Source organism: Sediminicola luteus (assembly GCF_040566555.1).
Lineage (GTDB): Bacteria > Bacteroidota > Bacteroidia > Flavobacteriales > Flavobacteriaceae > Sediminicola.
On sequence record NZ_JBEWYP010000011.1, the window covers coordinates 70,870 to 91,802 of the forward strand.

24 protein-coding genes and 5 tRNA genes are annotated in these 20,933 nt (G+C 39.5%); 23 read left to right on the forward strand and 6 right to left on the reverse strand.

Annotated features, from left to right (window positions below; genetic code table 11):
- Positions 1-24: 24 nt before the first annotated feature.
- From trpD to ABXZ32_RS15320, 6 genes are all read right to left on the reverse strand, one after another.
- Positions 25-1,020 (reverse strand): anthranilate phosphoribosyltransferase, encoded by a 996-nt coding sequence (trpD, locus tag ABXZ32_RS15295; protein WP_354619562.1) that lies wholly within the window; start codon positions 1,018-1,020, stop codon positions 25-27.
- Positions 1,021-1,137: 117 nt separating this feature from the next.
- Positions 1,138-1,701 (reverse strand): anthranilate synthase component II, encoded by a 564-nt coding sequence (locus tag ABXZ32_RS15300; RefSeq protein WP_354619563.1) that lies wholly within the window; start codon positions 1,699-1,701, stop codon positions 1,138-1,140.
- Between the two features lie 54 nt (positions 1,702-1,755).
- Entirely contained in the window at positions 1,756-3,153 is a 1,398-nt protein-coding gene (locus ABXZ32_RS15305; protein WP_354619564.1) for an anthranilate synthase component I family protein, read from the reverse strand.
- Positions 3,154-3,419: 266 nt separating this feature from the next.
- Positions 3,420-3,998 (reverse strand): YceI family protein, encoded by a 579-nt coding sequence (locus tag ABXZ32_RS15310; RefSeq protein WP_354619566.1) that lies wholly within the window; start codon positions 3,996-3,998, stop codon positions 3,420-3,422.
- A 35-nt stretch (positions 3,999-4,033) separates the two neighbouring features.
- Entirely contained in the window at positions 4,034-4,666 is a 633-nt protein-coding gene (locus ABXZ32_RS15315) for an NAD(P)H-dependent oxidoreductase (RefSeq protein ID WP_354619567.1), read from the reverse strand.
- 19 nt (positions 4,667-4,685) lie between these two features.
- Positions 4,686-5,132: a MarR family winged helix-turn-helix transcriptional regulator gene (locus ABXZ32_RS15320; RefSeq protein WP_354619568.1), complete on the reverse strand. Its 447-nt coding sequence runs from the start codon at positions 5,130-5,132 to the stop codon at positions 4,686-4,688.
- A gap of 157 nt (positions 5,133-5,289) precedes the next feature.
- On the opposite strand from ABXZ32_RS15320, the gene ABXZ32_RS15325 reads away from it, so the two are divergent.
- From ABXZ32_RS15325 to rplJ, 23 genes are all read left to right on the forward strand, one after another.
- The gene (locus ABXZ32_RS15325) at positions 5,290-5,601 is read left to right on the forward strand and encodes a rhodanese-like domain-containing protein (protein ID WP_354619569.1); all 312 of its coding nucleotides are present in this window, start codon (positions 5,290-5,292) and stop codon (positions 5,599-5,601) included.
- Between the two features lie 76 nt (positions 5,602-5,677).
- On the forward strand, positions 5,678-6,961 hold the full coding sequence (locus ABXZ32_RS15330) for a DUF2851 family protein (protein ID WP_354619570.1): 1,284 nt from the start codon (positions 5,678-5,680) through the stop codon (positions 6,959-6,961).
- Positions 6,962-6,970: 9 nt separating this feature from the next.
- Positions 6,971-7,198, forward strand: coding sequence for a PspC domain-containing protein (locus ABXZ32_RS15335; protein WP_082591046.1), 228 nt, complete (start codon positions 6,971-6,973; stop codon positions 7,196-7,198).
- 2 nt (positions 7,199-7,200) lie between these two features.
- On the forward strand, positions 7,201-8,208 hold the full coding sequence (locus tag ABXZ32_RS15340) for a potassium channel family protein (protein ID WP_354619571.1): 1,008 nt from the start codon (positions 7,201-7,203) through the stop codon (positions 8,206-8,208).
- Between the two features lie 86 nt (positions 8,209-8,294).
- Positions 8,295-10,361: an amino acid carrier protein gene (locus ABXZ32_RS15345; protein WP_354619573.1), complete on the forward strand. Its 2,067-nt coding sequence runs from the start codon at positions 8,295-8,297 to the stop codon at positions 10,359-10,361.
- Positions 10,362-10,508: 147 nt separating this feature from the next.
- Positions 10,509-12,323 carry a sodium-dependent transporter gene (locus ABXZ32_RS15350; protein WP_354619575.1) on the forward strand — a complete coding sequence of 605 codons (1,815 nt, stop codon included), beginning with the start codon at positions 10,509-10,511 and terminating at the stop codon, positions 12,321-12,323.
- 20 nt (positions 12,324-12,343) lie between these two features.
- Positions 12,344-12,475, forward strand: coding sequence for a hypothetical protein (locus tag ABXZ32_RS15355; protein ID WP_354619576.1), 132 nt, complete (start codon positions 12,344-12,346; stop codon positions 12,473-12,475).
- A gap of 10 nt (positions 12,476-12,485) precedes the next feature.
- Positions 12,486-13,364 (forward strand): ComEA family DNA-binding protein, encoded by an 879-nt coding sequence (locus tag ABXZ32_RS15360; RefSeq protein ID WP_354619577.1) that lies wholly within the window; start codon positions 12,486-12,488, stop codon positions 13,362-13,364.
- A 10-nt stretch (positions 13,365-13,374) separates the two neighbouring features.
- Positions 13,375-14,544, forward strand: coding sequence for an acyl-CoA dehydrogenase family protein (locus ABXZ32_RS15365; RefSeq protein WP_354619578.1), 1,170 nt, complete (start codon positions 13,375-13,377; stop codon positions 14,542-14,544).
- Positions 14,545-14,636: 92 nt separating this feature from the next.
- The gene (gene rpsU, locus ABXZ32_RS15370; RefSeq protein WP_062052991.1) at positions 14,637-14,831 is read left to right on the forward strand and encodes a 30S ribosomal protein S21; all 195 of its coding nucleotides are present in this window, start codon (positions 14,637-14,639) and stop codon (positions 14,829-14,831) included.
- A gap of 103 nt (positions 14,832-14,934) precedes the next feature.
- Positions 14,935-15,825 carry a tyrosine-type recombinase/integrase gene (locus ABXZ32_RS15375; protein WP_354619579.1) on the forward strand — a complete coding sequence of 297 codons (891 nt, stop codon included), beginning with the start codon at positions 14,935-14,937 and terminating at the stop codon, positions 15,823-15,825.
- Positions 15,826-15,873: 48 nt separating this feature from the next.
- Positions 15,874-16,176 carry a ribosome hibernation-promoting factor, HPF/YfiA family gene (gene hpf / locus ABXZ32_RS15380; RefSeq protein ID WP_354619581.1) on the forward strand — a complete coding sequence of 101 codons (303 nt, stop codon included), beginning with the start codon at positions 15,874-15,876 and terminating at the stop codon, positions 16,174-16,176.
- A 103-nt stretch (positions 16,177-16,279) separates the two neighbouring features.
- Positions 16,280-16,353 (forward strand) — tRNA-Thr (locus ABXZ32_RS15385).
- A 24-nt stretch (positions 16,354-16,377) separates the two neighbouring features.
- Positions 16,378-16,459 (forward strand) — tRNA-Tyr (locus tag ABXZ32_RS15390).
- Between the two features lie 93 nt (positions 16,460-16,552).
- A tRNA-Gly gene (locus ABXZ32_RS15395) sits at positions 16,553-16,625 on the forward strand.
- Positions 16,626-16,802: 177 nt separating this feature from the next.
- Positions 16,803-16,874: transfer RNA gene (locus ABXZ32_RS15400), tRNA-Thr, on the forward strand.
- A gap of 54 nt (positions 16,875-16,928) precedes the next feature.
- Positions 16,929-18,116 (forward strand): elongation factor Tu, encoded by a 1,188-nt coding sequence (gene tuf / locus ABXZ32_RS15405; RefSeq protein ID WP_354619582.1) that lies wholly within the window; start codon positions 16,929-16,931, stop codon positions 18,114-18,116.
- A gap of 64 nt (positions 18,117-18,180) precedes the next feature.
- Positions 18,181-18,253 (forward strand) — tRNA-Trp (locus ABXZ32_RS15410).
- 171 nt (positions 18,254-18,424) lie between these two features.
- Positions 18,425-18,613: a preprotein translocase subunit SecE gene (secE, locus tag ABXZ32_RS15415; RefSeq protein ID WP_062052995.1), complete on the forward strand. Its 189-nt coding sequence runs from the start codon at positions 18,425-18,427 to the stop codon at positions 18,611-18,613.
- A gap of 9 nt (positions 18,614-18,622) precedes the next feature.
- The gene (nusG, locus tag ABXZ32_RS15420; RefSeq protein ID WP_062052996.1) at positions 18,623-19,174 is read left to right on the forward strand and encodes a transcription termination/antitermination protein NusG; all 552 of its coding nucleotides are present in this window, start codon (positions 18,623-18,625) and stop codon (positions 19,172-19,174) included.
- A gap of 69 nt (positions 19,175-19,243) precedes the next feature.
- A complete protein-coding gene (rplK, locus tag ABXZ32_RS15425) occupies positions 19,244-19,681 on the forward strand; it encodes a 50S ribosomal protein L11 (protein ID WP_062052997.1) in 438 nt (145 codons plus the stop codon).
- Positions 19,682-19,701: 20 nt separating this feature from the next.
- Entirely contained in the window at positions 19,702-20,391 is a 690-nt protein-coding gene (gene rplA / locus ABXZ32_RS15430; protein WP_062052999.1) for a 50S ribosomal protein L1, read from the forward strand.
- 22 nt (positions 20,392-20,413) lie between these two features.
- Positions 20,414-20,929 carry a 50S ribosomal protein L10 gene (gene rplJ, locus ABXZ32_RS15435; RefSeq protein ID WP_354619583.1) on the forward strand — a complete coding sequence of 172 codons (516 nt, stop codon included), beginning with the start codon at positions 20,414-20,416 and terminating at the stop codon, positions 20,927-20,929.
- Positions 20,930-20,933: the final 4 nt, after the last annotated feature.

Here is a 20,933-nt window from a genome sequence, read left to right on the forward strand (position 1 = left end):
TAGCGTGGGTTTCTAATAGTTAATTTATTGTGCACTAAGGGCCTGAAGCTTTTTGAGGGCTGCCAATCCTTTTCCGGATAGGAGCGACTCCTTGGCTAATTCAAAGCCTTCTTTTGGACTTACATTTTTTACCGTGGCAATGGCCACTCCTGCATTGGCACAAACCACATTGTTTTGTGGGACCGTACCCTTGCCCTGAAGGACATTAAGGAAAATTTGAGCCGAATCCTCTATACTCTCTCCTCCGGCAATCTCCGATTGTAAAATGGTCTCCACTCCAAAATCTGAAGGTTTTAATATGGTTTCGGAATGGTTCGAGATAGTCTTGGTATTCCCGGTCAGGGAAATTTCGTCATAACCATCCAAAGCGTGCAAAACAGTAAAGTTAATATCGGTTTTCTGATATAGGTAACCGTACATTCTGGCAAGCTCAAGATTAAAAACCCCTACCATTTGGTTTTTCGGAAAGGCGGGGTTGACCATGGGCCCCAACATATTGAAGAATGTTTTTACTCCTAATTCCCTTCTGATGGGAGCCACATTTTTCATGGCCGGGTGGAACAAGGGGGCGTGTAAGACACATATACCAGCTTCATCTATCGACTTTTCGAGGAATCCAGGGTCGTTGCTGAATTTAATCCCCAAAAACTCCATGACATTACTACTGCCACAGGTGGAGGATACCCCATAATTCCCATGTTTAGTTACTTTGATCCCAGCCCCTGCTGTTACAAATGATGACAAGGTGGAAATGTTAAAGGTGTCTTTGCCATCCCCACCTGTACCACAAAGGTCAATTGGGTTATAAGCAGAAAGGTCTACCGCCAGGCAAAGTTCCAAAAGGGCATCCCTAAATCCTTCCAGCTCTTCAATAGTGACACTTCTCATCATATACACGGTAAGAAATGCTGCAATCTGGCTGGTGTTATAATCCCCTTTGGCGATATTCACCAATACTTGTTTGGCATCCGCTTTAGAGAGCACATCGTGGTTGATCAATCTATTTAAAATCTGTTTCATTTTCTTATCTGTTATGGGAGTTTTAAAGACGTTTCCAGTGAACAATCCTCTGAATTCCCAGCTATATATTTACAAATGTTGGCCAGTAATGCACATGGCCTTTTGGGACTTTGCGTATTAATTTTCCACCCAATTTTTTAGCATCAACTTTCCTTCTGGAGTTAGCACCGATTCTGGATGAAACTGCACGGCACACACATCATATTCCTTATGTCGAAGGGACATTATCTGTCCATTTTCATCAACTGATGTGACTTCCAGGGACAAAGGAAGATTTGTGTTTACTACCCATGAGTGGTAGCGACCTACTTCAATTTCCTTTGGCATTCCCTCAAAAAGGATATCGTCTTTTACAATGGTGATCTTTGTTGCAATGCCATGGTATACCTGGTCTAGATTATCCAAGGAACCTCCAAAAACTTCCGCAATGGCCTGTTGCCCCAAACAAACCCCAAAAATACTTTTTGTGGGGGCATAAGTGGCAATGATTTCCTTTAAAAGACCTGCTTCATCAGGAATACCTGGTCCTGGTGAAAGAACTATTTTATCGAAAGGAGCTACCTCCTCCAAGCTCAATTGATCATTTCTTTTTACGGTTACTTTACAATTTAAATCTTCCAAATAATGTACAAGATTATAGGTGAAGCTGTCGTAGTTATCTATTACTAGTATGTTTTTCATTTCCTCTTTTTCTATCCCGATTAAAAACGGATTGGTGAACTAATTGTTGGGTTTTTATATGGTCTCCGCGATTTCAAGGGCTTTGGTCAATGCTCCCAGTTTATTGTAGGTTTCCTGTAGTTCGTCATCTGAGTTTGATGCCGCTACGATACCCGCTCCGGCTTGGTAATGTAATTCGTGGTTCTTGCTCAAAAAGGTGCGAATCATAATGGCGTGGTTGAAGTTGCCATGGAAATCCATAAAACCGATGGCCCCCCCGTAATAGCCACGGCTGGTCTTTTCATATTTATCTATCAATTGCATGGCCATGTGTTTTGGGGCGCCACTTAAGGTTCCTGCAGGAAAAGTATCCGCCACAACTTTCATCGTTGGTGTATCTTTTTTCTTTTGCCCAGTTACTTTTGATACTAAGTGTATCACATGGGAGAAAAATTGCACCTCCCTATAATTCTCTACCACCACGTCGGTACCATGGCGGCTAAGGTCGTTTCTGGCCAAATCTACCAACATTACGTGTTCGCTGTTTTCCTTATCATCAACCTTTAGTTGTTTGGCAAGTACTGCATCCTGCTCATCATTGCCTGTTCTTTTAAAGGTACCCGCTATTGGGTGTATTTCGGCCTTGCCATCCTTTACAATTAATTGGGCCTCCGGGGAGCTTCCAAATATTTTAAAATCTCCATAATCAAAATAAAATAGATAAGGGGAAGGGTTAACGGAGCGCAAAGCCCTGTACACATTAAATTCGTCCCCCTTAAATTCTTGTGAAAACCTTCTAGACAAAACCAATTGGAACACATCGCCTCTTTGACAGTGTTTTTTTGCCAATGCAACTTGCTCCTTATAATCCTCATCTTTTAAATTGGAGATGGGATCACCAGTTTTGGAAAAGTTAAAGGAGGCGAAGTTTTTGGCACTTAAGATCTGTTCTATTTCTGATATGTTGTTTTCAGTTTTATGGCAATGAGCAAAAATATAGGCCTCATTCTTAAAATGATTTATGGCAATAATGTTTTGATAAACGGCATAATAGATATCCGGAATAAGGATGCTATTATCCTTTTTGGTGAGGTTTAAATCTTCGAAATAACGTACAGCGTCATAGGCCATATACCCAAACAAACCATTGTTGATGAATTTAAAGTCATTGTTTTGGGCGTGGAATTTCTTGCTGAAATCATCCAGGATGGATGGAATGTCCGTATTGCCGTTAATGGAAATCTCCTTTTTGGAGCCATCCGGAAAATGTTGTGACACCAATTCATTCTCTACCTTGATTGAAGCAATGGGATTACAACAGATATAGGAAAAGCTATTGTCATTCGCATGATAGTCACTACTCTCCAATAGAATGCTGTTTGGAAACCTATCCCTTATCTTAAGGTAGACACTTACCGGGGTAATGGTATCCGCAAGGATTTTTTTATAATGGGTAATTAACTCGTATTTCATGGATGTACTCAATTTTAATGTCTCTAATAGAATTTTAGCAAAAATGAAAAAAGGCTTGTCGTGATGACAAGCCTTTTATATAGTATAACTACAATGATGCTCTGCTCACGACGTTGTTCGTAAGTTTTTCCACCACCAAGTATTTGCAATTCTGTTTTTCATTGAGCCTCAAATATAGGGAGGAAATTTAGATTGACAAACAGCTGTTATGGAAAAAATAAAAAACCCCACAAAAGTGAGGTTTAAAACATTTTAAATTTATGGATTTAGAAAGCTAAATCTACCACCAAATCAAATTCGTCATAGATAGTTTTGTCTCCTAAGTTATCGAAGAAACTTCCTGAACCGTATTTAACATCGTATTTGGAACGGTCTACCTTCATTGTAGCCGTAGCTTTGTTTCCGTAAACAGAAACGTCAAATGTTACCGGATTGGTTTTTCCTTTGATAGTAAGGTCTCCCGTTACCTCGTATGAATTTTTCCCAGTAGCCTTAACATTGGTAAATACCAATTTGGACGTTGGATTGCTCTCTACACCGAAAAAATCATCTGATTTTAAATGCCCTTCCAATTTTCCTTTAGACTCACCTGCTAAATCAGTAGAGATCAAAGTGGTCATATCCACTACAAACTCACCTCCTGTTAATTTATCTCCATCAAACATCAATGCGCCTTCTTTTAAGTTGATGGTTCCGTAATGGGATCCTGTAACCTTGTACCCTTTCCAGGTTACGGTGCTTTCAGCTGTTTTCACTTCTTTCTTTACTACTTCAACCGGAGTGGATGCAAATGCTGCAGATCCTACAACTACTGCCAATACTAAACTAAATACGCTTTTTTTCATTGTTTTAATTTTAAAGTTAATGCTTGTTGTTTTGATTATATATGTGTAATTAAATTCTCTTTGGATTTACGTACTTTCTTGTAATGCTGTGTTTCGTCTTCCTCAGAACGGTATCCTACAGCTACCAATACGGATGTATTTAACCCTTTTTCAGTTAAGCCTAAGATGTCGTTGAATTGCTCGGCATCAAAACCTTCCATGGGACAGGCATCAATTTTGTTGATTGCTGCTGCCGATAACAGGTTACCTAGGGCGATGTAGGTTTGTTTCGCAGTCCAAACTGCTTTGGCATCTTCAGAAAGAGGTACCAATTTAGATTTCATAAAATCTGCATATCCTTTTAATCCTTCCGCAGGGATTCCTCGTGTTTCACTTACGTTGTCCACATATTCCTCTACCAGCTCAGCCCCAAATGAATTTTGGTTGGCCAGAACAATTAGATGGGAAGCGTCCGTGATTTGTGACTGGTCCCAGGCAGCAGGTCTTAATTTAGACCTGATTTCGGCGTTCTCCACAACAAGTATTTGGTAAGGTTGTAAGCCAAAAGAAGAAGCGCTCAATGTGGTTGCTTCCAATAAGGCATCCAAGTCTTCTTGCGACACCTTTTTGGTTGCATCAAATTTTTTGGTGGCATATCGCCAATTTAAACTGTCTATATAGGTACTCATTATTATTACTGGTTTTAAATTAAAATTTATCTAATAGTTTATTCAATAATTTTAGATCCTCTTCCGTGAAATTTTTTACCACAGACAATTCGGATTTTTTCATGGCCTTATCCATTTCCAACAATGCCTCTTTACCTTCAGCGGTTATATTGATCTCTACCTTACGTCTATTGCTCTCACATGTGACTCGGTCTACGTATCCTTTGGCTATTAACTTGTCCACCAATCTTGTGGTGTTGCTCATTTTGGTAACCATTCTTTCATTTAAGGTAGATAGATTGGCAGGTTTCCCTTTCTGGCCCCTAAGGATTCTCAATACATTAAATTGTTGAAGTGATACCTCATACGGTTTGAGGGCATTGGAAATCACCTCATTTATTTTGTGCTCTACCAAGCTCAAATGAATAAGGGTCCTGCTTTCCAATGGAATAGTCTTCTCCGTTTTTATGATCTCTTCTACATTCATGTTAATACAACAATTGTATATACAAATGTAAACTGATTTTTCAATTCTACAATAGGGGCCACTATAATATTTTGTTAAACTTAAAGGGGATTTGATAAGTGGGGAATTGCCAATTATTACCGAAAAAGACTTATTTTTGGTCCATAAAATTGAAAAAATGGCAAATTTATCACAAGAAGAGTGGAGTTCTCAGTTAGAACAAGACGATAACGCATTTATTTTGGATGTTCGGACCTCCGAAGAGGTAGAAGAAGGATATATCCCGGGTTCTAGCAATATAGACATCTATTTAGGGCAAGAATTTCTGGAGGAATTGGAGAAATTGGACAAAACAAAAAATTATTATGTGTATTGCAGGTCTGGAAATAGGAGCGGACAAGCATGTGCCATAATGAATAATGCAGGTTTTAAAAACACCTATAATCTAGAAGGTGGATTTATGAAGTGGGAAGGCGCTGTAGTAGATTAATGATATTTTAATTTTGAATATCCCGCCAAGTATAGATATTTTTCTGTATTTGGCGGGATTTTTTTATCTTGGGAAGATGCGTGAAGATTTGTTGCATTTTATCTGGAAGTACAAAAAACTGCTAGGCCAAGATTTAATAACCGTTGACGGAGAATCCATAATAATAAAAGATTTTGGAAGGCACAACCAATTGGCGGGTCCTGATTTCTTCAATGCCCAGATTAAAATTGCAGGGCAATTGTGGGCGGGAAATGTAGAAATGCATCTGCGGTCTTCGGATTGGTATGCGCACCATCATGAAACAGATGAAAAGTACAATACGGTAATACTTCATGTTGTCTGGGAAGACGATGCCCGTATATTTAGAACCGATAATACCAAGGTTCCTACCCTCCAATTAAAGGATTATATCCCACAATCGCTGCTGGATTCCTACTCAGAATTGTTTTCAAAAAAAAGAACGTCATTTCTTAATTGCGGAGGCAACATAAAGGAATTTGATGATTTTAAATTTAAAAACTGGTTGGAGCGCCTCTATTTTGAACGTTTGGAAACTAGGTCTGTTTTAATTGAACAGTTGCTCAAGGAACATAATCATGATTGGGAGCAGGTCCTTTTTTTATTGCTCATGAGGAGTTTCGGCACAAAAATTAATGGAGAAGCTTTTTTTGAAATTGGAAAAGCGATCCCTTTTCCAATTATCAGAAAATTGAACAATGATGCCGTAGTATTAGAAAGTGTATTGATGGGGATTGCCGGATTCTTGGAAGACGACTCCATTTTGGATGATCATTATCTTACCCTTAAAAAGGAGTACAACTATCTTACCGTCAAACACTCATTAGCGGGAAGTACACTTCTAAAACCAGATTTTTTCAAGTTACGCCCACATAATTTTCCCACTATCAGGTTATCCCAAATTGCCGCTCTATATGGTAGCCAGGAACATCTTTTTAGCAAACTGATGGAGGCTAAAACCATTAATGAAATTTATAATGTGTTCAAGGTTGCTGCTAGTCCGTATTGGACAACCCATTTTACTTTTGGCAAGGAATCCAAAAAGCAAGTGAAAAAATTATCCAATTCCTTTGTAGATTTAATCATTGTCAATGCACTTCTGCCCTTGAAATTTTGTTATGATCGCTCAAAAGGAAAGCTAGATTCCACTAACATCATGGATCTTGCTACAGCAATGAGACCGGAAGAGAATTCGGTTATTTCTAACTTTCAAGATCTTGGGGTATCCTGTGATAGTGGTATGGAGGGGCAGGGCCTATTGCAGTTGTACAATTTCTTTTGCACCAAAAATAAATGTCTTCAATGTCCCGTAGGTATTAGTATATTGGGCAGAAATAATTAATTTTAGACCATGGATTCTTTCTATCGTTTATTGTACTATCTTCAAAAAAGAGGATTTGAAGTATGTCGGCGCATTGCGGAACGCTTGGGAATAAGGGCTCGTGTAGTTAGGACTACATTTATATATCTAACCTTTGTCACCTTAGGTTTTGGATTTGCGGTTTATCTATTTCTCGCTTTTTGGCTAAAAATAAAGGACTTGCTATACACCAAGCGCACCTCTGTATTTGATCTTTAACTATGATAAAACTTTTTCGTTCTAAAATATATTTGGCCTTGGTAATGGTGCTAGGTGTATTGGCCATAGGAATAATGGGGTATAGGTATTTATCTGATTACAGTTGGTTGGATGCCTTTTATATGACTGTCATCACCGTAACCACCGTGGGTTTTTCAGAAGTGAAGCCTTTGGATACGGTAGCCAAGATATTTACCGTCTTTTTGATCATTGCCAGTGTTTTCATATTTGCATTTGCCATTTCCGTTATTACAGAATATATTTTAGGGAGAAATTCCCTTCAACTTTTAAAAAAGAAAAAAGTGAAACAAAAAATCAATAGTTTGTCCAAGCATGTCATTGTTTGTGGTTTTGGTAGGAATGGGATGCAGGCCACAGAGCGACTTAGTGTTTTTAAACGACCATTTGTGGTGGTAGAGAAGGACAAGGAGGTAATAAAGAAATACGAAAAAGATATTTTATTTGTAGAGGGTGATGCCATTGATGATGAAGTATTGAAAGAAGCTGGCGTTGAGAAGGCACAATATTTAATTGCTGCAATGCCCGATGATGCCGCAAACTTATTCGTGGTACTTTCAGCAAGACAACTGAACAAAAAATTATTCATCATTAGTCGGGCTTCCTTGGCCACTTCTCAAAAGAAGTTGCAATTGGCAGGTGCGGATAAGGTGATCATGCCCGACAAGATTGGTGGGGATCATATGGCCTCTTTAGTGGTGATGCCAGATTTGATCACTTTTATGGATAAATTGTCCATGGAAGGGGAGCATACAACCAACTTGGAGGAGATCGCCATTGAGGATTTTACAAATGACATAAATTGTAGTTCCCTAAGGGATCTGGACTTGCGAAGGAAAACGGGATGTACCATAATAGGGTATATTGAACCCGATGGAAATTATATCATCAACCCCGAAGCAGATTTGCAGATGCAGCCCAAAAGCAAGGTGATTGTATTGGGGCGACCCGAGCAAATTAGGAAATTGAACGAAATGTTCCACATTGACTGATGATATTTCAATATAATACTTGATTCCGAAGATTTTTTTTAAGATATTGCCGAGCGTTAATCAAATCATACCAACATAAATTTCTTATGAAGAAATATATATCTTCCATTTTTATGCTGCTGTCCTTAGCAGTTTTTTCCCAAGAATTAACAGTAACTGAAAAACTTATTAACCCATCAAAAAGGATCAATGATGGTGTTATCGAACTAGAGGTAGAGGGAGGAACCGCCCCATATACCTACAAATGGAGCAATCAAGCTACCCCCTTGTCTTCTAATAGAGCAAGTGACTTGGTAGAAGGACTGGGGTATGATGTGACCATAACGGATTCCAATGGGAAGTCTGTTTCGAAATCATATAAAGTTCCAACAGAAGAAATCACAGAAGTATTCAATGGTGCAATGACCCCTGCAGTAAGTGCATTGGGATCTGTACTTTTCTGGGATCCTTTTGCAGCTATTGGAATTTATGACCCAGTGATTTATGCCGATGTAAAACGTATAGGAGCACCAGGCTGGTCTCCAGAAGCGGATGATAAATATGTGCTTCAGAAATGGTTAAAGCCTGAAGGGGCAAAAGTAAAAGAGGGTGATGCCATTGCTATTGTCTCCAGAAATGGAGGAGTTACAGAAACGGTAAATTCCCCTGTAGATGGAAGCCTGAAATATTTGGTAAAAGAAGGTGGGGTAATTTACGATTCCAATAATCAGCAGGATGTAATAGAACAAGGAGCACATTTTTTGGCTTCCATAAAATATGACAGCCCGGAAATTATAAGACATCCTAATGGAGATCCACAAGAAAAAGGAATTCCTTTTATAGTAATATGGTTGGTATTGGGTGCATTGTTCTTTACCATAAGAATGGGCTTTATCAACATCAAGGGCTTTGGACATTCTTTGGATTTGGCGAAAGGGAAATACGACGATCCTGACGCTCCTGGACAAGTAACCCATTTTCAGGCTTTGGCCACGGCCGTATCCGGTACAGTTGGATTGGGTAATATTGCCGGGGTAGGTGTTGCAGTCTCTTTAGGGGGAGCAGGAGCTACCTTTTGGATGATCGTTTGTGGATTATTGGGGATGTCCTCAAAATTTGTAGAGTGTACCTTAGGGGTAAAATATAGAAACATACTTCCTGACGGACGTGTTTTCGGTGGACCAATGAACTATTTGAGATATGGTCTAGAGAAAAGAAACATGAAAGGTTTTGGAAAAGTTTTGGCGGGATTATTTGCGGTCTTGGCCGTAGGTGCTTCCTTTGGTGGAGGTAATATGTTCCAAGCCAACCAGTCATTTGAACAGTTATCTGGTCAATTCCCGGCACTTGTAGGGAATGGATTTTGGTTTGGGGTGATAACAGCTGTTCTTGTTGGTGTTGTAATTATTGGGGGGATCAATAGTATTGCCCAAGTAACAGGTAGGGTAGTGCCAATCATGGCCTCGGTTTACATTGTTGCAGCCTTGGCGGTAATCATAATGAACATAGAAAATATAGGGCCTGCGTTTTCTGCAATTGTAGATGGAGCTTTCAGTCCAAGTGCTCTTAAGGGAGGGGTTGTAGGTGTTTTGATCGTAGGATTCCAACGAGCGGCCTTCTCCAACGAAGCAGGGGTAGGTTCGGCAGCTATTGCCCATAGTACGGCCAAGACAAACCATCCGCCTTCCGAAGGGTTTGTTGCTCTTTTAGAACCTTTTATAGATACCGTAGTGGTGTGTACCCTAACTGCGTTGGTGCTTATCTTTACTGGGATGCATGAAGTAGAAGGTATGGCTGGAGCCCAATTGACATCTGATGCCTTTGGAAGTCAAATTTCATGGTTCCCTTACGTATTGGCCTTGGCTGTATTCCTATTTGCTTTTTCCACCATGATCTCATGGTCGTATTACGGAATGAGAGCTTGGACCTATTTATTTGGTAAGAGCAAAAAAACTGAGTATGCCTACAAAATGTTATTCTTAGTATTTGTGGTCATTGGTGCTTCAGTGAGTTTGGGAGCAGTATTGGATTTTTCCGATATGATGATCTTGGCAATGTCCTTTCCTAATATTATAGGATTGTATATCATGTCCGGAGAAGTGAAAACCGATCTGAACAAATATTGGTCCGATTTGAAGGCAAATAAGTTGTTCAAAAAACAAGAGGTTAAGTAAAATATAATACTTTTTGAAGGTCCCGTTTAAGTTGTTTTTAAGAGCAATTTAAACGGGATTTTCTGTTTAAATTATTTGCTTTGAGATGTTCTTTTTTTTACGATATTTCGTGCCGGTTGAATAGGTCTTAAATTCAACCATTACATCATGGCAAAAACATCAGATTCTTGGGGCTCCAGGATGGGGCTAATTTTGGCAATGGCAGGTAATGCTGTAGGATTGGGTAACTTCCTTCGCTTTCCGGTTCAAGCCGTACAAAATGGAGGGGGTGCATTCATCATTCCATATTTGGTTTGTTTCTTATTAATGGGGATACCTTTATTGTTCATAGAGTGGTCCTCTGGCCGTTATGGAGGTAAGTTTGGTAACCATAGCACGCCCTATATTTTCGACTCCATGGTCAAGGGGAGGATCTTAAAATATATTGGGGTTTTTGGTATTTTTACCAACTTGGCCATTGTGGCTTATTATGCCTATATAGAATCCTGGACCCTGTCCTATGTATACCATTCCATCGCAGGTACATTTGGTGGGATGTCTCAAGGGGAAGTCGCCGGATTCTTCAACTCCTATGTTGATGTAGGTGTAAGTACAACGGGAATTCCGTTTGAAGCCATCGTATTTTATGTGCTCTGTTTGGCCTTGAATACCTTCATCCTTTCCAAGGGATTGGGTGGGGTGGAAAAGGTGGCCAAGATAGGGATGCCCCTTTTAATTTTGTTTGGTGTGTTTCTTGCTATCCGCGGTTATACCCTTGGTACGAGTGGAGCATCTGATCTTTTTCCCGATGCCAATGCCTGGGACGGGTTAAATTTCCTTTGGACTCCACAATACGATACCTTGTTGAATCCTAAGGTTTGGTTGGCGGCAGCCGGACAAATTTTCTTTACCCTATCAGTTGGAATGGGAACCATTCACTGTTATGCATCCTATGTGAAAAGTAAGGACGATATCGCATTAAATGCCGTCTCTGCCGGCTTTATGAACGGTTTTGTGGAAGTGGTACTAGGTAGCGCTATAGTAATTCCAATTGCTGCCGGATATCTTGGATTGGATTGGGTGATCAATAATGCAGGGTTCGGGATGGCATTTCAGACCATGCCCTATCTCTTTCAGCAGTGGGGACCAATTTTGGCAGCTGTAGCTGGGGTAATGTGGTTTGGCTTATTGTTTTTTGCTGGTATTACCAGTTCCTTGGCTATGGGAACACCCTGGATCGGTTTTATGAGGGACGAGTTTGGTTGGGGTCAGAAAAAAGGCGCTTGGTCTTTTGGGGCTTTGGCCCTATTGATGGGGTTGCCTACCGTCTTCTTTTTTCAAGAGGGTGTATTTGACGATTATGACTATTGGGGCGGCACTGTCAGTTTGGTGGTATTTGCCTTTTTTGAAGTAATTCTTTTTGCCTGGATCTTTGGTATGGAAAAAGGGTGGAAGGAAATAAACATAGGGTCCGATATAAAGATCCCTTTGGTGTATAAGTTTATTATCAAATTTATAACTCCTGTACTGTTGGGGTGGGTCTTTTTGGCCAGTATTCCCAACATGGTAGATAACATTCTTCACAAGGATACGTATAACAACTCTTCGTTTGCTGACGAGTATTATGCAGAAAATTTCAATGGTGATGGCACTTCTTTGGGAACTGTTGATGAAGTGGCGTCTCAGCAGGTTAAATTTTCCTTTGAAAATACCAGAAAACGGTTTGACAAAGTGAAGGAGGTCTCTTTTGAGGAGAAATTTATCGATTATAGAACATATTCCTTCAAAGATGATCAGAGCGTCATTGTAAAAGTAGGAGATGTCATAAAGCCTGGGGATGTGATTGCCAAGGGCTCGTTCATCAATAAAGTATTTTATAAGAACATTGGTAGGTGCATGTTGCTTGCCATGTTTGCATTTATAGCATTTTTAGTATATTTAGCTTATAACAAACGCAGAAGAGAGGGGAGGGCCACATTATGAACACGTCAGCTTTAATTGTTATGTTTTTAGCCCAAGGAATTGTAATATTCTTTGCTGGATATTTTTTTTACAGGGTATTGACAACTCCGCCAAAGCCAGAGCCGGATTCATATTCCGATAATGACGATGTGGTGATCAGACAAGAAGAATAAGGTATACGATTTGAGAAAAAAAGATAGGACATCCCATTTTAGGTTCAATAAAAAGGAACGGAATGGGATGTTCTTTTTACTTGCCATAATCATAGTGTTGCAAGTAGGTTACTTCTATCTCAAACTATATCCTGCCTCTCATGTAAGCTCTCTTATAATTGATAAGGATTTTCAAGAAAAAATCGAGGCCTTGAAGTCTAATCGGGATACCTTGCGTATCTATCCCTTTAATCCAAACTTCATCAATGATCATAAGGGCTATGTTCTTGGTCTGAGCGTTAATGAAATTGATAGGCTTCATGCATATAGGGCAGAGGGAAAGTTTGTCAATTCTATTTCCGATTTTCAACAAGTAACACAAATTGGTGATTCGTTGTTGGCCAAGATTTCTCCCTACTTTAAGTTTCCGGAATGGACGAGGAAAACAGCATCCACTCTGCCGTCTGTCAATAAGAGCCGGGAAGTCGGCTCAAACTCCAAGGGGGCTATCACGGTAAGTGATCTCAATACAGCTTCGGCCGATGAATTAAGACTGGTTCGTGGAATAGGGGAAAAGCTCTCCGCACGTATCATAAAATTCAGGGACCGTCTAGGCGGCTTTTTGGAGGAAGATCAAGTGTATCATGTCTATGGTCTTGAACGGGAAGTGGCAGATCGGGTATTGGCCAGGTTTAAGCTATTGAGTAAACCGAATATCTCAAAAATTAATATCAATACTGCCACTAGTGATGAGATGGCCCAATTGATTTATATTCCTTATGAGTTATCCAGGGCCATAGTGGCATATCGGGAAGAAAATGGAGGTATCACGAGTTTTGAGGAATTAACAGAAATACAAGGTTTTCCTGAGGATAAGATTGATATAATTAAATTATATTTGTCATTATAAAAAAAAAGATATGCAAAGTATGTACTTCACTGAAGAACATCAACTATTTAGGCAGAGCCTAAAAGATTTTTTACAAAAAGAAGTTGTCCCCCACATAGATAAATGGGAAGAAAGCGGAACCATTGAAAGGTTTATTTGGAAGAAATTTGGCGATATGGGCTACTTTGGTCTCGCCACCCCAGAAAACGATGGGGGATTAGGGTTGGACCTGTTTTATACTGTAATTTTATTGGAAGAATTGCAAAAGGTAAATTCAGGAGGGTTTGCAGCAGCTATTTGGGCACATGCTTATTTGGCCATGACCCACTTGAACAAGGAAGCAGATGCCAATATCAAGGAAAAGTATTTGAGACCAAGTGTTGATGGGGATAAAATTGGCTGCTTGTGCATAACAGAGCCTTTTGGCGGAAGTGATGTTGCAGCGATGCGTTCAACGGCTGTAAAGGAAGGTGACCATTATATCTTAAATGGCTCCAAGACGTTCATTACTAATGGAGTTTATGCGGACTACATGATAGTTGCAGCAAAAACAAACTCTTCTCTTGGGAATAAAGGAATTAGCATTTTTGTTGTGGATAGGCAGAGCGAAGGGGTGACGGCCAGCAAATTAAATAAATTAGGTTGGCGAGCTTCGGATACGGCAGAAATAGCTTTTGATAATGTAAAAATACCAGCTGAGAACCTCATGGGTGAAGAAGGTATGGGGTTTTCTTACATCATGGAACATTTCTCATTGGAGCGTTTAATCATGGGTATCAATGCCCATGCAAGATCGGAACACGCGTTGGAATATACGTTAAATTATATGTCAGAGAGAGAAGCTTTCGGTAAGTCGATAAACAAATTCCAGGCATTAAGACATAGAATAGCAGACCTATATGGAGATATAGACATGTGCAAGGAATATAATTATTCTGTCGCCTATCGTCTGGATAAAGGGCAATATGTTGTCAAGGAAGCTACGATTTCTAAATTGAAATCTACCAAGGTGGCCGATGAGGTCGCCACTGAATGTTTACAATTTCTAGGAGGTTATGGGTATATAGAAGATTATCCAATGGCCCGTAATTTTAGGGATAGTAGGTTAGGCCCAATTGGGGGTGGTACGTCCGAGATACTCAGGGAAATTATCGCTAAAATGGTTATAGATAAAAAGGAATATAAGCCTGCTACTGTTTAATGGTTATTTTTATTTGGAATTAGGTTGTCCATTTGAATTTAGTTACTATATTTGCAGTCTTAAAAATCACAAAAGAGAGGAGGTTAAAGCTTATGTTAATTATACCAATTAAAGAAGGAGAGAATATAGATAGGCCGCTAAAGCGTTTCAAGCGAAAGTTTGATAAGACTGGTACTATGCGTCAATTGCGAAAGCGTCAGGCGTTCAGTAAGCCTTCTGTAGAGCGTAGAGCTCAAGTTCAAAAAGCACAATATATCCAAGGTCTTAGAGATCAAGAGGAGATATAGTTCCTTGGAACCAGATATAAGAGAATCCTGCCTATGGCGGGATTCTCTTTTTTTATGCCCAATCCTGTCATTAAAATAGTAACTTAGCTATTAAAGCTGGCCTATGTCGATTCCGTCTTTTTTGTCCTACCTTTCCTTGGAGCGGAAATACTCTCCCCATACAGTTACTGCATATAAAGCCGATTTGGAGGAGTGGGCGTTGTTTTGCGCTGAAGAGTTTTCATTAAAAGACATCGATAGCGCTAATTACAGCCTCATTAGAAGTTGGATTGTCCGGTTGGTGGACTCCAAGATATCCAACAGAACGATCAATAGAAAAATAGCCTCTCTAAAGGCTTATTATAAATTTTTGCTGCGTATCGGACAAATAGCTGCCAATCCGTTGGCGAAGCATACCGCTTTGAAAACGACAAAGAAGGTGGAGATACCATTTTCTGAATTGGAAATGGAAGCTGTGCTGCAGCAAATAACGTATGCTGATGATTTTGAAGGGGCAAGGGATAATTTGATCGTGGCCCTCTTGTATACCACAGGGATGCGTAGGGCGGAAATGATCAATTTAAAGATGGGCAATGTGGATTTTTCCAGCATGACCCTTAAAGTTTTGGGCAAGCGAAACAAAGAGCGTATCCTCCCTTTGTTGTCTTCTACAAGGGAGTTGTTCGAGCAGTATTTTGAGTATCGGGATGCCTTGGAAACTATTGAAGATGGGGATTTTGTCTTTTTGTCAAAGGCCGGCAATAAAATATATGAAACGCTTGTTTATAGAATTATAAATCGGTATTTTAGTGAAGTGTCCTCTAAGGTAAAGAAGAGCCCGCATATATTAAGACACACATTTGCGACTCACTTGCTCAACAAGGGCGCGGATTTAAATTCGGTCAAAGAATTGTTGGGTCATTCAAGCTTAGCCTCTACGCAAGTTTACACCCATAATAGCATTGCCGAATTAAAAAAAGTACATTCTGCTTCCCATCCAAGGAACAAGGAATAGTACTCGATTCTTTTTTTTTTAATGTTTAATTTTTAAAAATTTCAGCCTATGAAAGTAAATGTTCAATCCGTTAATTTCAATGCGGAAGGAAAGCTAATCGACTTTGTTCAGTCCAGATTGAACAAGTTAGATCAATTTTACGACAAGATCATCAGTTCTGATGTCTACCTTAAGGTGGAGAATACAAGTTCCAAAGAAAATAAAATTGTTGAGATTAAGGTACATGTTCCCAAAGATCAATTTATAATAAAAAAGCAGTGTAAATCCTTCGAAGAGGCTGTGGATGTGGCATCTAGTTCGCTGGAAAGAAAATTGGTGAAACGCAAGGAAAAATTAAAAGCACAAGTTTGATTAAAATTATTTAAAAAATGTTTTGAATAATTAAAAAAACGTATACATTTGCAGTCCGTTAGAAATAGCGGGCTTTTTTGTGAAAGAAAAAGGAAGTAAAAAGGCCGATGTAGCTCAGCTGGCTAGAGCAGCTGATTTGTAATCAGCAGGTCGTGGGTTCGAGTCCCTCTATCGGCTCTTAAGTTCTTAAAATATTGGTTTGGGGAGATACTCAAGCGGCCAACGAGGGCAGACTGTAAATCTGCTGACTACGTCTTCGCAGGTTCGAATCCTGCTCTCCCCACAAAAAAGGCTTAAAGGGTCTTTGTATGAAAATACAGAACGTTTGTTTTTGAAATTATGAAATAAATTTTTAGGTTTGCCTAAAAATTAAAATGCGGGAGTAGCTCAGTTGGTAGAGCGTCAGCCTTCCAAGCTGAATGTCGCCGGTTCGAACCCGGTCTCCCGCTCTAAATTTTAATTGCAAATAGCTCCTTTACTGGGGCTTTAGGCAATTGGGATTAAATGGACGAAATATTGAATATTTTGTTCAGAGCGAAGTCGGGATAAAACCCGTCAACGCTTTACTTTGAGTTTATGGTTATAGTTTTAAGTTTTAGTTATAACTGGCTATAAAACTTAAAGACGCCGGTGTAGCTCAGGGGTAGAGCGTTTCCTTGGTAAGGAAGAGGTCATGAGTTCAAATCTCATCATTGGCTCATTCAAGGCATAATTTGTACACTAATATAAACTAAGATTAAAATTCATTAAACATGGCAAAGGAAACTTTTGATCGTTCCAAACCGCACTTAAATATAGGTACTATTGGACACGTAGATCACGGTAAAACTACATTAACTGCTGCTATTACAACTGTTTTGGCAAATGCAGGTCTTTCTGAAATGAGAAGTTTCGATTCTATCGATAACGCTCCTGAAGAAAAAGAAAGAGGTATTACTATCAACACATCACACGTAGAATATTCAACTGCAAACCGTCATTACGCTCACGTTGACTGTCCTGGTCACGCGGATTACGTAAAGAACATGGTTACTGGTGCTGCCCAAATGGACGGTGCTATATTGGTTGTTGCCGCTACAGATGGTCCAATGCCACAAACTCGTGAGCACATCCTTTTGGGTCGCCAGGTAGGTATTCCAAGAATTGTTGTATTCATGAACAAAGTGGATATGGTTGATGATGAGGAATTATTGGAACTTGTTGAGATGGAAGTACGTGAATTGCTTTCTTTCTATGACTATGATGGTGACAATGGACCTGTAATCGCTGGTTCTGCATTAGGTGCACTTAACGGTGAGCAAAAATGGGTTGATACAGTAATGTCTTTGATGGAAGCTGTTGATAACTGGATCGAATTGCCAGAAAGAGATGTTGATAAGCCTTTCTTGATGCCTGTTGAAGATGTATTTACAATTACTGGTCGTGGAACTGTTGCTACAGGTCGTATCGAAACAGGAGTTGCAAACACTGGAGATCCAGTAGAGATCATCGGAATGGGAGCTGAAAAATTGAATTCAACTGTTACTGGAGTAGAGATGTTCCGTAAGATTTTGGATAGAGGTGAAGCTGGTGATAACGTAGGTATCTTGTTAAGAGGTATTGAAAAATCACAGATCAAAAGAGGAATGGTTATCTGTAAGCCAGGTTCTGTAAAGCCACATGCTAAATTCAAAGCAGAGGTTTACGTTCTTAAAAAAGAAGAAGGTGGTCGTCACACACCATTCCATAACAACTACCGTCCACAGTTCTACGTAAGAACCACTGACGTAACAGGAACTATCAATCTTCCTGATGGTGTTGAAATGGTAATGCCAGGTGATAACTTAACTATTACTGTTGATTTATTGTCTCCGATCGCATTGAGTGTTGGTCTACGTTTCGCAATCCGTGAAGGTGGTAGAACAGTAGGTGCTGGTCAGGTTACTGAGATTTTAGATTAATCACATTATAAATATTGCACTGAGGGTGTCCTGCTATGTGGGATACCTTTCAGTGTAAATATAAACGGGTGTAGCTCAGTTGGTAGAGCACTGGTCTCCAAAACCAGGTGTCGGGAGTTCGAGTCTCTCCTCCCGTGCTAATGTTAAAAGGGAAAGTCTTTTATGTCGGTCCCAATTTGGAAAATTAAACGAGTGGGATAGGGGCTAAAAAATAGGTCATTTATTAAGTCCGATTTTTGTCCCGAATCATAAAGAATGAAGTTGATAAACAGCCATTCTTTTTAAAACTATAGAAAACCTTTCACAGCATGTTGACTTATATTAAGGAATCCGTTGAAGAGCTTAGAAACAATGTTACCCTGCCTCCAAGGGCTGAGTCATCAAATTTGATGGTAATAGTAGCAGTGTTTTCAATTATTTTTGCATTGGCTACATGGGGTGTTGACAGTCTTTTTGGAGAATTGATCCAATTGTATTTTACTAAAATAATCAACTAAGTCATACCTATGTCGGAAGTATTAGATAAAAAATGGTATGTAGTTAGGGCTGTTAGTGGTCAGGAGAACAAGATAAAAGGGTATATCGAAACTGAAGTTGCGAGACTTGGTTTTGAGGATTACCTGGAAGAGGTTCTTGTGCCTACTGAAAAGGTAGTTCAAATAAGAAATGGTAAGAAAATCAACAAGGAGAGGGTTTATTTTCCTGGTTACATCATGATCAAAGCCAATTTAGGTGGAGAGATGATACATATTATACGTTCTATTACCAATGTAATAGGATTTTTGGGTGAAACAAAAGGAGGAGATCCTGTGCCACTTAGAAAATCTGAGGTGAACAGAATGTTAGGAAAAGTAGATGAGTTGGCCGTTACAACGGACAGCGTAGCTATTCCTTTTGTTTTGGGTGAAACTATAAAGGTTATAGACGGACCTTTCAATGGTTTCAATGGTACCGTTGAAAAGATAAATGAAGAAAAGCGTAAGCTAGAAGTGATGGTGAAGATTTTCGGAAGAAAAACTCCATTGGAACTTAGCTATATGCAAGTAGAAAAAGTATAAGTAAGAATTGTTACATATATAAAGTAGTGTCGCTTCCAAAAAGACACGCTTTCAATTTAATTTTAAACAATGGCAAAAGAAGTAAGTAAAGTAGTTAAACTACAAGTTAGGGGAGGTGCAGCGAATCCGTCGCCACCGGTTGGACCCGCTTTAGGTGCTGCCGGCGTTAACATCATGGAATTCTGTAAGCAGTTTAATGCTCGTACACAGGATAAACCAGGCAAAGTATTGCCAGTTGTTATCACGGTATTTAAGGACAAGTCATTTGACTTCGTTGTTAAGACACCGCCAGCGGCAATTCAACTTATGGAAGCAGCTAAGATTAAAAAAGGATCTGGCGAACCTAACAGAAACAAAGTGGCAAGCGTTACCTGGGAACAGATAAGAGCTATAGCCGATGACAAAATGGTAGATTTGAATGCCTTTACCTCAGAAGCAGCTATGACAATGGTTGCGGGTACGGCTAGATCTATGGGTTTAAAAGTTTCAGGGACCAAACCTTTTTAAAATCTTAAAAGCAATTTAGAATGGCAAAATTAACGAAAAAGCAGAAAGAAGCGCTTTCTAAGGTAGATAGAAACAAACTATATTCCTTGATGGAAGCTTCAGCTTTAGTAAAAGAGATAACAAACGTAAAATTCGACGCGTCTGTTGATATCGCTGTAAGATTGGGTGTAGATCCAAGAAAAGCGAATCAAATGGTACGTGGTGTTGTTACCCTTCCTCACGGAACAGGTAAGGACGTTAAGGTTTTAGCGTTGGTAACCCCGGATAAAGAAGCAGAAGCTACAGAAGCTGGTGCTGATTATGTAGGGTTGGATGAGTATTTGGAAAAAATCAAAAACGGTTGGACCGATGTTGATGTGATCATCACCATGCCAAGTGTTATGGGTAAATTAGGTCCTTTGGGTAGAGTATTGGGACCAAGAGGTTTAATGCCCAATCCAAAGACAGGAACAGTTACTATGGATGTCGCTAAAGCGGTTGCAGAAGTAAAGGCTGGTAAGATTGATTTTAGAGTAGACAAAACTGGTATTGTACATGCTGCGATCGGGAAGGTTTCTTTCTCAGAAGATAAGCTAGCGGAAAACGCCAAAGAACTTTTGGATACTTTGAACAAATTAAAACCTGCTGCTGCGAAAGGGGTATACATGAAGAGCATTTATTTGTCTAGTACAATGAGCCCTAGTATGCAACTAGATCCTAAAGGAGTATAACTGTTAGTTTAAAGTTTTTATTATGACAAGAGAAGAAAAATTGAACGTTATACAAGATTTAACTGCACAGTTGGGAAGTAATTCCATCATTTACTTGGCAGATATCTCTGGTATGAATGCTTCGGCCACATCAGATTTAAGAAGGGCTTGCTTTAAAGCCAATATTAAACTTGCGGTCGTAAAAAATACCTTGCTTGCAAAGGCAATGGATGCATCGGATAAAGATTTTGGTGAGCTTTCAGAAGTATTGGTAGGTAACACTTCCATTATGTACTCTGACACTGGTAATGCTCCAGCAAAGTTAATCAAGAACTTCAGGAAGAAAACTACAAAACCATTATTGAAAGGCGCTTATATTGAAGAGGCCGTTTATGTTGGTGATGAGAACCTAGAGACCTTGATCAATATCAAGTCTAAGGAAGAAATGGTTGGAGAAATCATCGGATTGCTTCAGTCACCTGCTAAAAATGTTATCTCTGGACTTAAGTCTGGTGGTGGTAAATTGGCCGGTATCCTTAAAACATTATCCGAGAAATAATACG

Bases quoted from the DNA above. Each gene is read 5' to 3' on its own strand.
- trpD (WP_354619562.1), bottom strand. From the start codon at position 1,020: ATGAAACAGATTTTAAATAGATTGATCAACCACGATGTGCTCTCTAAA.
- ABXZ32_RS15300 (WP_354619563.1), bottom strand. From the start codon at position 1,701: ATGAAAAACATACTAGTAATAGATAACTACGACAGCTTCACCTATAAT.
- ABXZ32_RS15305 (WP_354619564.1), bottom strand. From the start codon at position 3,153: ATGAAATACGAGTTAATTACCCATTATAAAAAAATCCTTGCGGATACC.
- ABXZ32_RS15310 (WP_354619566.1), bottom strand. From the start codon at position 3,998: ATGAAAAAAAGCGTATTTAGTTTAGTATTGGCAGTAGTTGTAGGATCT.
- ABXZ32_RS15315 (WP_354619567.1), bottom strand. From the start codon at position 4,666: ATGAGTACCTATATAGACAGTTTAAATTGGCGATATGCCACCAAAAAA.
- ABXZ32_RS15320 (WP_354619568.1), bottom strand. From the start codon at position 5,132: ATGAATGTAGAAGAGATCATAAAAACGGAGAAGACTATTCCATTGGAA.
- ABXZ32_RS15325 (WP_354619569.1), top strand. From the start codon at position 5,290: ATGGCAAATTTATCACAAGAAGAGTGGAGTTCTCAGTTAGAACAAGAC.
- ABXZ32_RS15330 (WP_354619570.1), top strand. From the start codon at position 5,678: ATGCGTGAAGATTTGTTGCATTTTATCTGGAAGTACAAAAAACTGCTA.
- ABXZ32_RS15335 (WP_082591046.1), top strand. From the start codon at position 6,971: ATGGATTCTTTCTATCGTTTATTGTACTATCTTCAAAAAAGAGGATTT.
- ABXZ32_RS15340 (WP_354619571.1), top strand. From the start codon at position 7,201: ATGATAAAACTTTTTCGTTCTAAAATATATTTGGCCTTGGTAATGGTG.
- ABXZ32_RS15345 (WP_354619573.1), top strand. From the start codon at position 8,295: ATGAAGAAATATATATCTTCCATTTTTATGCTGCTGTCCTTAGCAGTT.
- ABXZ32_RS15350 (WP_354619575.1), top strand. From the start codon at position 10,509: ATGGCAAAAACATCAGATTCTTGGGGCTCCAGGATGGGGCTAATTTTG.
- ABXZ32_RS15355 (WP_354619576.1), top strand. From the start codon at position 12,344: ATGTTTTTAGCCCAAGGAATTGTAATATTCTTTGCTGGATATTTTTTT.
- ABXZ32_RS15365 (WP_354619578.1), top strand. From the start codon at position 13,375: ATGCAAAGTATGTACTTCACTGAAGAACATCAACTATTTAGGCAGAGC.
- rpsU (WP_062052991.1), top strand. From the start codon at position 14,637: ATGTTAATTATACCAATTAAAGAAGGAGAGAATATAGATAGGCCGCTA.
- ABXZ32_RS15375 (WP_354619579.1), top strand. From the start codon at position 14,935: ATGTCGATTCCGTCTTTTTTGTCCTACCTTTCCTTGGAGCGGAAATAC.
- hpf (WP_354619581.1), top strand. From the start codon at position 15,874: ATGAAAGTAAATGTTCAATCCGTTAATTTCAATGCGGAAGGAAAGCTA.
- tuf (WP_354619582.1), top strand. From the start codon at position 16,929: ATGGCAAAGGAAACTTTTGATCGTTCCAAACCGCACTTAAATATAGGT.
- secE (WP_062052995.1), top strand. From the start codon at position 18,425: ATGTTGACTTATATTAAGGAATCCGTTGAAGAGCTTAGAAACAATGTT.
- nusG (WP_062052996.1), top strand. From the start codon at position 18,623: ATGTCGGAAGTATTAGATAAAAAATGGTATGTAGTTAGGGCTGTTAGT.
- rplK (WP_062052997.1), top strand. From the start codon at position 19,244: ATGGCAAAAGAAGTAAGTAAAGTAGTTAAACTACAAGTTAGGGGAGGT.
- rplA (WP_062052999.1), top strand. From the start codon at position 19,702: ATGGCAAAATTAACGAAAAAGCAGAAAGAAGCGCTTTCTAAGGTAGAT.
- rplJ (WP_354619583.1), top strand. From the start codon at position 20,414: ATGACAAGAGAAGAAAAATTGAACGTTATACAAGATTTAACTGCACAG.